Consider the following 11,928-nt stretch of genomic DNA (forward strand, 5'->3'; position numbering starts at 1 on the left):
TCGAATGACGTTCCATTGTTGCTCTTGCAGGTGCGCGCTTCATGTGGCGAGCAAGCTTGCTGGCGCTGGGGTACAAAGGCCCCAAAAAATCACAACGGCGCGGGTGTCCAAGCGGTTTGCAGTTGCCGATCCATCTGTGCAATGCATTCATCCATCTGCGCCTGACACCTCTGCATCAACGCCGGGATATCATCCGGAGTCAGCCCCACGGTAGGAATCGGCGGTAACGAACGTATGAGTACATCACCACTGTTCCACTGATTAAGCTGCATATGCGTAACGTAATTGCTGACACACACCTGCACGATCGGCACACCGGCCGCAATCGCCATATGAAACGCGCCTTTCTTGAACGGCAATAGCCCTTTGCCCAAGTTGCGCGTGCCCTCCGGGAACACCCAGATCGAAGTGTCTTCGTGCTGCAAGGTATGCGTGGTGGTGAGCATCGCGCGGCGCGCCTTGTGCGCATTGCCACGGTCGATAAGCACATTACCCGCCAGCCAGAACAACTGGCCGAACAGCGGCACCCATTTCAGGCTTTTCTTGGCGATACACACGGTGCGATGCGGCACCACAGTACCCAACACAAACAGATCGTAGTTGGACTGGTGGTTAGCAATGATCACGCAGGTGCCCGGCTTGTTACGCAGCGAGTCGACATCCGCCTTTACGTTCAGCCGCAATATCCACATCGCAGGCAGCCCGTAGAGTCGAGCACACAGGCGACTGTTATCCGGGTTGAACGGCCGACAGATACCTAGCCATACGCCCAGCACTCCCGCGACCATAAAGTGCAGGCCCATCAACAACATACGTAACAGAAAAAGCATCGACACGGCCCATCGGGACAAAAGGTGGCGCAGTGTACGGATGTGCACTGTATTCGGCAATTGCCCCTACAGACGTAGGAGATAGACGATGTTTAAGCACATGTTTCAACGTGTGCCGGTAAAGCCCGTCTAGAGCGGTTAAAGAGGTTTCCGTTTTTTTGGTAAGAAAAAGCCCGACTCCAGGTCGGGCTCCGGCACAGCAGCATTGAGGCATCAGCTAAGGTTGTGGCCCTGATCCTGAATGATTGCATCATCCAAGGCTTCGAGCAGTGCCTTACGCACCTTCAACTTGGTGTGCTTGTGGGCGTTCATGTTGATTTTCTTCAACTGACGCGCCGCTTCCAGGGCCGCAGCGTGCAGCTCTTGCGGGGCGACCACCTTATCCAGGAATCCCGCTTGCAACGCGCCCTGCGGGTCAAACATCTCGGCATTGATCACCGAACGATGAAACGCCGACTTACGCAGACGATCCCGCGCCAACTCGATACCGGCGTGGTGCATGGTCATGCCGATTGCCACTTCATTCAGGCCAATGCTGAACGGGCCTTCCACGCCAATCCGATAATCGGCCGACAACAGCATAAACGCACCCTTGGCCACCGCATGCCCAGGGCACGCCACAATCACCGGGAACGGGTGCGACAACAAGCGACGCGCCAACGTCGAGCCCGACGTTACCAGGCTGATCGCCTCTCTAGGGCCGGCCGTCATCACCTTCAAATCATAGCCACCCGACAGAATCCCCGGCGTTCCGGTGATGATCACCACCGCCCGATCCTTCTCGGCCTGATCCAGCGCCGCATTAAACTCACTGACCACCGCCGGAGAAATGGCATTCACTTTGCCGTTGCTCAAGGTCAGGGTCGCGATACCGTCTTCTAGGTGGTAGGCAATCAACTCACTCATGACGCGGTTCCTTGTAGGACTTGTTATAGATAGGCTGTTTATAGCAGCACATGCGCAGACGTTACCCACCACACCCGCCCCGGTAAAGCGCCGTGACTGACTACCCAGTCAGGCTTTTGCCGCATCCCCAAGGGCAGACAGCCTGAGGCAGGGCGCAACTGCCGCCTCAAACGCTTACCGCCGATGCCCGAGAATGGCAGATTCACCGCCCCTTGCCGGGCGGGTAATGGCACAGCCGTCTAAGCGCATGAAAATTCTGAAAAAAACCTTTGCCATCAGAAAGGCTTTCGACTACATTAGCGCGCCTCGACAGACTGAACTGGTTTGACGAGATACGGTGAAGTGTCCGAGTGGCTTAAGGAGCACGCCTGGAAAGTGTGTATACAAGAAATTGTATCGAGAGTTCGAATCTCTCCTTCACCGCCAAATTAAGTAAACACAAACCCCCGATTTTCCTAGAGAAAGTCGGGGGTTTGTGGTTTTTGGCGTCTGAAAAATAGCCCCATGGGACCACCATGGGACTGGCGCGCTGTTTTGGTGCAAAAGAATGTCCTCAGTGTCTTACGCCGGTAGCCAGATACAAATCCCGTGACTGCGCAGGCTTACAGGCTTTCTTGCCACCGAGGGAACTCTGGCCCGTTCTCATTGATCCAGGTCCCACAGTGCTGGCGGATGATATTGCCGTTGGTGTGCCCCATCTGCTCGGCAATCCAATCGATTGAGCCAATACCAGGGGGCAGCAACTGACGGGCGTATGTGTGTCGGCATTGACCTGGCCCACGGTAGCGAACGCCGGCAGCGAGTAGATGAGCTTTGAAAAACGGTCATGCACGACAAAATCGTCAGCGTGTGCCGGCGCACGGTCTTGTTGTCCCGCTCAACAATCTCCACGGTATCCGCTTTTCGATGTCGCGTTTTTTGACCGCATTCGGTCAGTTAGAGGTGCAGCCAGGCCAGGCTGCCCAGGACCACGGCGACGGTGCCTGCGCTGTAGGACATGCGTTTGAGCCATTCCTTGCGCGTGAGCAGCGTAATCGCGGCCAACGAAATCGCGATCTGAATCGCGGTCATCGCCTGGGCCCAGCGGTGGTGCTGGTGCAGGGCTTCCTCGGATTTCTGATCCCATTCCTTGGAGGTGGCCTCAAGTTTCTCGGCCTGTTTGCGCACTTCTTCCTTCTGGCCCTTGTAACGCTCGATTTCATCCTTGTAATGCGCGGCATCCACGCCGGGAATATGGGTGGCCAGTTCGGCCAGGTTCTGGCGGCTGGATTTGGCTTGGTAGTAGTTCCACTGGTTGGCGGCTTCGGTCTTGCTGATGGCGGCGTTGTTCTTGTCCATCGCCGCTTCGCTTTCGGTAGAACCGGCCTGGTAGCTGAGCATGGCGCCGAGGGTGGCCATCAGGGCAGTCATTACAGCGATACGGCTGGCGAAATTGTCGCCGCGCCCATGCGCATGTTCGGTGGTATGTTCGATGTGTTTTTCGTGGGGGCTGGGGACTTCGAAGGCTTCGGACATGGGGGCGTCTATGAAGGGGCTGAGGGAGTCTGATTCTTCACCAACGAAGCTGTCTCAAGCCTGTACGTAACGCTGCAAACCCGCCACTAATGCATCAAAGGTCACCCGGCAACGGGGGCTGTTGCGCAGGTCTTCGTGCATGGTGACCCAGGTGTCCATCTTGAACGCAAAACCGTCCGGCAATACCCGGTGCAGGCGGGGGTTCTGCTTGGCCAGTTGCACCTGGCAGCCACCGATACCGGCACCGGCGCGGATCAGCGCCAGTTGCGCCAGGTCGCTGTCACTGCTGATGGCGAAGGCGCTGCGCTCGAAGCCCTTGATGGCCAGGCTGCGGATGAAGGCGCTTTCCTGGTCGAAGCCGATCACCGAGTGGTTCACCAGGTCCTGCATCTGAAGCGGCATGCCATGCTGTTGCAGGTAATCATCGCGGGCGTGCAGGCCCACTTCAATCAAGCCGACACGCCGCGCCAGCAGTTGCTCCTGGCTGGGTCGGAGCATGCGCACGGCGATGTCGGCTTCCAGTTGCAGCAGGTCGATCAGGCGGTTGGTCAGGATCAGTTCAACCCGTAGGTGCGGGTGTTGGCGGCGCAGTGCGGTGATGATCGGCGGCAGCACTTCCACACCGACCACTTCACTGGCGGAGACCCGCACTACACCGCGCACTTCATCGCCTTGGGCGGAAGCGGCGCGCTCCAGGGCAGCGGCGGTGCGCTCCATGGTTTCGGCGTGGGCGCGCAAAGTGTGGGCGACGGCGGTGGGCAGCAAGCCTTGCGGCGAACGGGTGAACAGCACCACGCCCAGCGCCGTTTCCAGCGCAGCGATGTGCCGGCCGACCGTAGGCTGTGTGATGCCGAGCAGGCGTGCGGCCCCCGACAACGATCCTTCCTTGAGTACGCCGAGGAACGACCGGTAAAGCTCCCAACCAATGTTCGTTGCCATGCATAAATGTATAGCGGCTGGATGCTCTTCGGCAATTTATCTATAGCGGCGCCGCACACAAAATGGCCTCACTAACAACGTGGGAGACGGTCATGAGCAAGGTTTTGGTATTGGGTGCAACCGGCGGGATTGGCGGTGAAGTGGCCCGGCAGTTGCGTGCGGCGGGCTGGGAGGTGTGTGCGTTGACCCGGGATGTGGACAAGGTTCGCCGTGAGAACGCGGCGTTTGCCTGGATCAAGGGCGATGCGCTCAATCGGCAGGAAGTGCTCGCCGCCGCCCGTGGCTGTGCGGTGATCGTGCATGCCGTCAACCCGCCGGGCTATCGCAATTGGGCCGAACTGGTGATGCCGATGATCGACAACACGATTGCGGCGGCCATCGCCGAAGGCGCAACCATCGTGTTGCCCGGCACGGTCTACAACTTCGGGCCGGATGCATTTCCCGTGTTGCACGAGCACTCGCCGCAACACCCTCAGACCAGTAAGGGCGCGATCCGGGTGCAACTGGAGCAGCGTTTAGAACAGGCTTCCCGGCAGGGCGCGCGGGTGTTGATCGTACGGGCCGGGGACTTTTTCGGCGCCAGGGTGGCCAACAACTGGTTTGCCCAAGGCTTGGTCAAACCCGGCAAACCCGTGCACGCCATCAGCTACCCGGGCACGCCCGGTGTGTTGCATCAATGGGCATACCTGCCGGACGTAGCGCGCACGATGGTCGAGTTGATTGCGCGTCGGGCAACCCTTGAGGCGTTTGCGCGCTTTCACATGGCGGGGCATGAGGACGTGGATGGCACGCAGATGGTTCAGGCGATCCAGCGGGTGGTGTTGCGTAGGTCTGGCCGTCAGCCCCGCGTAGGTCGCTTCCCGTGGTGGTTGATGAAATTGATAGCGCCCTTTGTCGTCACCGTCCGCGAGATGCAGGAAATGCGCTACCTGTGGCAAACCCCGCTGCGCCTGGACAACCAGAGCCTGGTGGATACCTTGGGCCGCGAGCCCCACACGCCGCTGGATCAGGCGGTGGAAGCTACATTGGTCGACCTGGGCTGCCTGCCTACGACCGCCTGATCAAGCGCACATACACCGCGATGTTGATCAGCAACACCAGTGCCCCAAGCACTAATTGGCTGTTCGGGGTCAGCCCGGCCGGGTAGATCAGCGATAAAGCATGTGTGGGTTCGCTTTTAAGGTTGGCAGGCGTCAGGCGCCAACAAGTAGTTCCCGCTGATTTTAACGCGTGGGCAGCGATAATGACGGCGCGGATGTGCTTGAGTAACGCTATAGCTCCAGTTGAGTGGCGTTGATGCCAAACGCCTTGGCGATCTTTTCCCGCGTTGCCCGGCGAGGTTTGTTCACCGCCTCTTGTTGGGCGAAAGCCGATTGAGAAATACCCAGGAGTGTGGCGACGTCCTCCTGGGTCAAGTTGAGGTGTTCGCGCCAGGCGCGGATGGGGGTAAACCCGTCGATAATCAGGTTGACGACTTGATAGGGAATAAGGTGGTTTCGGCCCTGCTGTGCGAGGTATTGCCCATAAGGGATTACCACAAACGCAGGCTTGCCTTCCAGATCGTTGATGACTTGTATGTGGGGGGACGCACTGATCATGTTTTTCCTGCTTAAGCCTTATTAAAGACTTATTTTTTGATAAGGCTTTAACACGTTTTTAGGGCCTTTTTTGCAAATACACTAACCCGGGTGCCTTGCAACGTTAGTCTGTCTCCCGAGGCCAGTTGATCGAAGCTGTTGCTGCATGTAAGCCTGACTGCGTGAATGTCTTCGGCACGCGCCTTTTGCGCTAGCCTTTGCCCACCGCTGCTTTGGCGCAGTTGATCAGTGTGGTTATCAATGCCGAGCCGCAAAGGTTGCTTGCAGGCAACCTCGGCCGTTATTGTGCTGAAACCTTTTAGTCCCTCCCCAAGGTTCTGTTGTGATGAATGCACCGCGTACCGCAGTCGGTCCCATTAAGGCCGTGATTTTTGATATGGACGGGTTGTTGCTGGATACCGAAGGCATTTACACCGAAGTCACGCAGATCATCGCCGAACGTTACGGCCGTACCTATGACTGGGGCATCAAGCAGCACATCATTGGGCGTGGAGCTCAAGACTTGGCCGACTACGTAGTCAAGGCGCTGGACTTGCCGATTACGCCGGCTGAATTTCTGGAAATCCGCGAACCGCTAATGAGCGAGCGTTTCCCCAAGGCCTTGGGCATGCCCGGCGCCGAAGCGTTGGTGCGGCACTTGAAGGCGCATAACATTCCGATTGCGGTGGGCACCAGTTCGTCGCGCAACTCGTTTGGCCACAAGACCACATTGCACCGCGAATGGTTTGGCCTGTTCGGCACCATCGTCACCGCTGACGACCCGCAAGTCGGTGCTGCAAAGCCTGCGCCGGACATCTTCCTGACCGCCGCACGCCGCCTGGGCGTTGCGCCAGAAGACTGCCTGGTGTTCGAAGATTCGCCGTTCGGTGTCACCGCCGCCAAGGCCGCCAACATGACCGCCATCGCCGTGCCGGATGAAGCCATGGCCGACAGCAAATACCACCACGCCGACCAGATCATCCGCAAACTCGCAGACTTCGACCTGGCCGCCTACGGCCTCCCACCTTTCCCTGAATAAACACGATAAAAAATGTGGGGGCTGGCTTGCCTGCGAAAGCGGTGTATCCGTCGATGTATTCCCGGCTGACACTCTGCCTCGCGAGCAAACTCGCGCCCACATTGAGCTTACAGCGCCCCAGAATACTTAGGCGCTGAAACCACCATCAATGGTCAAACTGGCCCCAGTGATATACCCCGCCTCAGGCCCCGCCAGGTACGCCACAAAACTGGCAATCTCTTCTACCTGCCCATAACGCCCCACCGCCATTAACCCGATCAGCGTCTCGGCAAACTCCCCGTTTGCCGGGTTCATATCCGTGTCCACCGGCCCAGGCTGCACATTGTTAATGGTGATGCCACGCGGCCCCAAGTCCCGTGCCAGGCCCTTGGTCAACCCCACCAGCGCCGCCTTGCTCATCGCATACGGCCCGCCACCACCAAACGGCATGCGCTCGGCATTGGTGCTGCCAATGTTAATCACGCGGCCGCCTTCACCCATGTGCTTGGCCGCTTCCTGAGTGGCAATAAACACGCTGCGCACGTTGATCGCCAGGGTCTGGTCGAAGTCTTCCAGCTTGAAATCCTCAAGCGGTGCGATGGCCAGTACACCGGCGTTGTTCACCAGGATATCCAGGCGTCCAAAGGCTTCGACGGTGGCGTTCACGGCATTGCGAATCGCCGTGGCATCGGCGCTGTCGGCCTGAATGGCCAAGGCTTTGCCGCCTGCGCTGATCACGCTGTTCTGCAGCTCTTCGGCTTTTGCCGCCGAGCTGACATAAGTAAAGGCGATGGCTGCACCTTGTGCGGCAAGACGCTTGACGATAGCCGCGCCGATGCCGCGGGAACCGCCTTGAATCAAGGCGACTTTGCCAGTGAGGTTGTGTGTGGTCATGTCGATCTCCAAGTAGTTGATGGGTCGAGTATCGACTTCACCCAACCCACCCGGTAGACCATGATTGCTATAGTCTGTGTAAACCAAAAGTTTAGAATGGGCCGATATGGAAAGCTTTGGGAGTATCGAATGTTTCGTGCGCAGTGCTGAAGGCGGCAGCTTTGCCGAAGCCGCCCGGCACCTGAGCCTGACCCCGGCGGCGGTGGGTAAAAGCGTCGCTAAGCTGGAAGTGCGCCTGGGTGTGCGGCTGTTTCAGCGCAGCACGCGCCGGCTGACCTTGACCGAAGCCGGCAAGCTGTTCCTTGAAGAGGTCAGCGGCAGTCTCATTACCATCCAGAATGCCATGGCTAACCTGGCCAGTGCCGAAGGGCGGCCGGTGGGCACGCTCAAGGTCAGTATGGGCACTGTGTTCGGCAATCGTTATGTGGTGCCGTTGCTGACGGAGTTTATGCGGCGCTTTCCGGATATCAGCCCCGACTGGCACTTCGATAACCGCCAGGTCGACCTGATCGGCCAAGGCTTCGATGCCGCCATCGGCGGTGGTTTTGAACTGCCCCTGGGCGTCGTAGCGCGCAAGCTGTCCCCTGCGCACCGGGTGCTGGTGGCTTCCCCGGATTATCTGGCACGACGCCAGCCGGTGCGCGCGCCCGAAGATCTGTCGCGCTGCCTGGGCATCCTGATCCGTTCTCCGCAAACCGGCCGCGTGCGTACCTGGCAGCTCACCGGCCCGGAACGTGAACAGCGCCCGCTGGTGCTCAAGCCGCGCATGACCATGAGCGACTCCGAAGCCGCTTGCTGCGCCAGCGCCCAAGGCCTGGGCATCGCGCTGGTGAGCATGCCGATGGCCGTGCCGTTCCTCGACAGCGGCGCGGTGGTGCGGGTGCTGCCCGACTGGTACGTCGACGACGGCAATATCTCGATCTACTACGCCGAACACAAACTGCTGCCCGGCAAGACCCGCGCGTTTGTGGAGTTCATCATCGAGCAGTTTGCCGAGCAGAAACTGGGGCAACGGTTCAGCGCGATTTGATCACGGCTGCCGGCCGAGTCGCGGCCATCGCGGGCAGGCCCGGCGCCCACATTTTTTACTGCGCTAGCCCTCAGGTCTTGCTGATGATATTCCCGGCATGCAGCCCGCATTCCTTCTGCGTAGCTTCTTCCCACCACCAGCGGCCTTCGCGCTCATGCTGGTTTGGCAATACCGGACGGGTGCACGGCTCGCAGCCGATGCTGATAAACCCGCGTTCATGCAGGCTGTTGTATGGCAGCTCGAGCATGCGGATGTAACCCCAGACTTCCTCGCTGGTCATTTGCGCCAGCGGGTTGAATTTGTACAGGGTGCGCTCGGGTGTGGAGAACGCCGTATCGATTTCCAAGGCTGCCACCTGGCTGCGGGTGCCGGGGCTCTGGTCACGGCGTTGGCCGGTGGCCCAGGCGCTCACGCCAGACAGTTTGCGCCGCAGCGGTTCGATCTTGCGCACGCCACAGCATTCGCCATGGCCGTCCTTGTAGAAACTGAACAGGCCCTTTTCCTTGACGAAGGGTTCCAGCTTGCTCTGGTCCGGCGAAATCAGCTCGATGTCGATCTTGTAGAACTCACGCACCTGCTCGATGAACCGGTAGGTCTGCGGGTGCAGGCGGCCCGTGTCGAGGCTGAACACCTTGACGTTCTTGTTCAGCTTCCAAGCCATGTCTACCAGCACCACGTCCTCGGCACCGCTGAAGGAAATCCACAGGTCATCGCCGAACTGACTGAACGCCAGCTTGAGAATGTCTTGGGCGGATTTGTTGGCATAAGTCGCGGCGAGTTCAGCGACGTCGAAGGCGTGGTTCATCAGGACGGTTCCTACAGGTCAGTGGCGCTTAGCGCTCTATAGGGGAGTGATGGTATCAAAATCCGCCCTGCGTTGCGGTGGCCAGCTTGAATCGCTAGAGTTCGGCAGTCCTTTTGCTCGCTCAACTAATAACATCTAATGGGAGTGTCTTGTGGAAATTGCCTGTCTCGACCTGGAAGGGGTGCTGGTTCCGGAAATCTGGATCGCCTTCGCCGAAAAAACCGGTATTGAATCCCTGCGGGCCACCACCCGCGACATTCCCGACTACGACGTGCTGATGAAGCAACGCCTGCGCATCCTCGACGAACATGGGCTCAAGCTCGCCGACATCCAGGAAGTGATCGCCACCCTCAAGCCGCTGGACGGTGCCATCGAGTTCGTCAACTGGCTGCGCGAGCGCTTCCAAGTGGTGATCCTGTCCGATACCTTCTACGAATTCTCCCAACCGCTGATGCGCCAGCTGGGCTTTCCAACCTTGCTGTGTCACCGCCTGATTACCGATGAAAACGACCGGGTGGTGAGTTACCAGTTGCGCCAGAAAGATCCCAAGCGCCAGTCGGTGCTGGCGTTCAAAACCCTCTACTACCGCGTGATCGCCGCCGGCGACTCCTACAACGACACCACTATGCTGGGCGAAGCTGACCGTGGGATTCTGTTCCACGCGCCAGAGAATGTGATTCGCGAGTTCCCGCAGTTCCCGGCGGTGCATACGTTTGAGGACTTGAAGAAAGAGTTCATCAAGGCGTCGAATCGGGCGTTGAGCCTATAGAGCATCAGTGCTACTGATGGCCCTATCGCAGGCAAGCCAGCTCCCACTTTATGATCGTGTTCACGCAGTTCAAAATGTGGGCGCTGGCTTGCCTGCGATGGTGCCAGCTCAGGCGCCGCCTAAACCCCTGCCACCTTTGAGAATACTCGCGGTTCTGAGCTCTGCCTTAAGGGCTTGTGGTGTCTGGTAAGTGGTTTTCTCCATATGACGATACAGCTCGACCATCGGCGTTTTGGCATCGCCATAAGCTGGGTGCTACAAGCCTTCCAACGTTTGTAACAACACCCGCACCTTCGTCAGCGACTCCTGATACTCCGCCTCCCACTGCGAGTCCGCCACGATTCCGCCGCCGCCCCAGCAGCACACCTGCCCATCCTTGATCAGCAGGCTGCGAATCGCGATGGAGCTGTCCATCTCGCCGCGCACGTCCAGGTACACCAACGAGCCGCAGTACAAACCGCGTCGGGTCGGCTCCAGCTCGTCGATGATCTGCATGGCGCGAATCTTAGGCGCGCCGGTGATAGAGCCGCCGGGGAAGCTGCCGGCGATCAGGTCGAGGGCGTCTTTGTCGTCGGCCAGGGTGCCGGTGACGCTGCTCACCAAGTGGTGCACGTTGGGGTAGCTTTCCAGGCTGAACAACTCCGGCACTTTTACCGAGCCAGTGCGGCAGGTTCGGCCAAGGTCGTTGCGCAGCAGGTCGACGATCATCAGGTTTTCGGCGCGGTCTTTGGGGCTGGCCAACAGTTCGGCGGCGTTGGCCGCGTCTTCTGCGGGCGTCAAACCGCGCGGGCGGGTGCCTTTGATGGGGCGGGTTTCGACGCGGCGCTCGCTGATGTGTACAAAGCGCTCCGGCGACAGGCTCAGCACTGCGCCGTCGTCCGGCAGGCTCTGGAACCCGGAAAACGGGGTAGGGCACGCCTCACGCAAGGCGCAGTAAGCCGCCCACGGATCGCCGACGCATGGCGCGCGAAAGCGCTGGGCAAAGTTGACCTGGTAGCAGTCGCCGGCCTGGATGTAATCCTGGATGCGCACGATGGCCTGCCGGTAAGCTTCGGCGGTCAGTTCCGGAACCATGGGGCCGTGCAGTTTGAAGTTCGCCGGGATGTTGGCAGCTTCAGCATTGAACAGCGCAATCAGGCGTTGTCGCTCGCTGTCAGCAAGCGAGGGGTGAAACACCAACTGGCTGGTTTGCGCCTGGTGGTCGCTGATCAGCGCCCACGCATATAACCCGAAGCGTGCATCCGGCAGGTGCAAGTCGTCCACTGCCAAGTGCGGCATCTGTTCCAGGTGGCGGCCGAAGTCGTAGCTCAAGTAGCCGATCAAGCCACCGGCAAACGGCAACTCATAACCAGCAGGCAACCCCGCTTCACCCAACTGCGTGAGGTTTTCGCGTAAGCGTTGCAGGAAATCACTGCCGTTTTCATCAGGCCGAACCGTTAGCGTTTCCACTGGCCAGGCGCTGAGCAGGTCATAACGGCCACGCTCGGCAGTCGGGCGGCCGCTGTCGAGCAGCACCGCGCCGGGGGCGTGGCGAATCGCCGTAAAGTACTCGGCGGGGTTGGCCCGGTAGGGCAGCGGGTGTACATAACAGGTCGACATGCGGGGTGGATCAGCCGTTGGCTTGGAGGAGGCGATTGTAGTCTCC

Annotated in this window: 12 protein-coding genes, 1 tRNA gene and 2 pseudogenes; 5 read left to right on the top strand and 10 right to left on the bottom strand. The window is 59.4% G+C overall.

What is annotated here, in order from left to right; genetic code table 11:
* Window positions 1-89: 89 nt before the first annotated feature.
* On the bottom strand, window positions 90-830 hold the full coding sequence (locus tag FW764_RS03285; RefSeq protein ID WP_446432736.1) for a lysophospholipid acyltransferase family protein: 741 nt from the start codon (window positions 828-830) through the stop codon (window positions 90-92).
* Window positions 831-1,043: 213 nt separating this feature from the next.
* The gene (locus FW764_RS03290) at window positions 1,044-1,736 is read right to left on the bottom strand and encodes a crotonase/enoyl-CoA hydratase family protein (protein WP_446432737.1); all 693 of its coding nucleotides are present in this window, start codon (window positions 1,734-1,736) and stop codon (window positions 1,044-1,046) included.
* A gap of 336 nt (window positions 1,737-2,072) precedes the next feature.
* On the opposite strand from FW764_RS03290, the gene FW764_RS03295 reads away from it, so the two are divergent.
* Window positions 2,073-2,162 (top strand) — tRNA-Ser (locus FW764_RS03295).
* Between the two features lie 510 nt (window positions 2,163-2,672).
* Here FW764_RS03295 and FW764_RS03300 read toward each other — a convergent pair.
* The gene (locus FW764_RS03300; RefSeq protein WP_446432738.1) at window positions 2,673-3,251 is read right to left on the bottom strand and encodes a DUF4337 domain-containing protein; all 579 of its coding nucleotides are present in this window, start codon (window positions 3,249-3,251) and stop codon (window positions 2,673-2,675) included.
* 54 nt (window positions 3,252-3,305) lie between these two features.
* Window positions 3,306-4,190 carry a LysR family transcriptional regulator gene (locus tag FW764_RS03305; protein ID WP_446432739.1) on the bottom strand — a complete coding sequence of 295 codons (885 nt, stop codon included), beginning with the start codon at window positions 4,188-4,190 and terminating at the stop codon, window positions 3,306-3,308.
* Between the two features lie 92 nt (window positions 4,191-4,282).
* On the opposite strand from FW764_RS03305, the gene FW764_RS03310 reads away from it, so the two are divergent.
* A complete protein-coding gene (locus tag FW764_RS03310) occupies window positions 4,283-5,251 on the top strand; it encodes an NAD-dependent epimerase/dehydratase family protein (protein ID WP_446432740.1) in 969 nt (322 codons plus the stop codon).
* On the opposite strand, the pseudogene FW764_RS03315 reads toward FW764_RS03310, so the two are convergent.
* Window positions 5,238-5,354 (bottom strand): annotated as a pseudogene (locus tag FW764_RS03315) (DUF2784 domain-containing protein); the annotation flags it as partial. The gene FW764_RS03310 and the pseudogene FW764_RS03315 overlap by 14 nt on opposite strands.
* Window positions 5,355-5,461: 107 nt before the next feature.
* On the bottom strand, window positions 5,462-5,788 hold the full coding sequence (locus FW764_RS03320; RefSeq protein WP_446432741.1) for a helix-turn-helix domain-containing protein: 327 nt from the start codon (window positions 5,786-5,788) through the stop codon (window positions 5,462-5,464).
* 325 nt (window positions 5,789-6,113) lie between these two features.
* On the opposite strand from FW764_RS03320, the gene FW764_RS03325 reads away from it, so the two are divergent.
* On the top strand, window positions 6,114-6,806 hold the full coding sequence (locus FW764_RS03325; protein WP_446432742.1) for an HAD-IA family hydrolase: 693 nt from the start codon (window positions 6,114-6,116) through the stop codon (window positions 6,804-6,806).
* 126 nt (window positions 6,807-6,932) lie between these two features.
* On the opposite strand, the gene FW764_RS03330 is transcribed toward FW764_RS03325, so the two are convergent.
* A complete protein-coding gene (locus FW764_RS03330) occupies window positions 6,933-7,679 on the bottom strand; it encodes a 3-oxoacyl-ACP reductase family protein (RefSeq protein WP_446432743.1) in 747 nt (248 codons plus the stop codon).
* A 106-nt stretch (window positions 7,680-7,785) separates the two neighbouring features.
* Between FW764_RS03330 and FW764_RS03335 the strand changes: the two genes are divergently transcribed.
* A complete protein-coding gene (locus FW764_RS03335) occupies window positions 7,786-8,709 on the top strand; it encodes a LysR substrate-binding domain-containing protein (protein WP_446432744.1) in 924 nt (307 codons plus the stop codon).
* A 70-nt stretch (window positions 8,710-8,779) separates the two neighbouring features.
* On the opposite strand, the gene FW764_RS03340 is transcribed toward FW764_RS03335, so the two are convergent.
* Complete coding sequence (locus FW764_RS03340) at window positions 8,780-9,514, bottom strand: phosphoadenylyl-sulfate reductase (protein WP_446432745.1); 735 nt, start codon at window positions 9,512-9,514, stop codon at window positions 8,780-8,782.
* A gap of 151 nt (window positions 9,515-9,665) precedes the next feature.
* Between FW764_RS03340 and thrH the strand changes: the two genes are divergently transcribed.
* Window positions 9,666-10,283, top strand: coding sequence for a bifunctional phosphoserine phosphatase/homoserine phosphotransferase ThrH (gene thrH, locus FW764_RS03345; protein ID WP_446432746.1), 618 nt, complete (start codon window positions 9,666-9,668; stop codon window positions 10,281-10,283).
* 126 nt (window positions 10,284-10,409) lie between these two features.
* Here thrH and FW764_RS03350 read toward each other — a convergent pair.
* Together FW764_RS03350 and pabB are read right to left on the bottom strand one after the other, a co-directional pair.
* Window positions 10,410-10,538 (bottom strand): annotated as a pseudogene (locus tag FW764_RS03350) (type II toxin-antitoxin system HigB family toxin); the annotation flags it as partial.
* Complete coding sequence (gene pabB, locus FW764_RS03355; protein WP_446432747.1) at window positions 10,539-11,882, bottom strand: aminodeoxychorismate synthase component I; 1,344 nt, start codon at window positions 11,880-11,882, stop codon at window positions 10,539-10,541.
* Window positions 11,883-11,928: the final 46 nt, after the last annotated feature.

Source organism: Pseudomonas sp. 1152_12 (assembly GCF_052850675.1).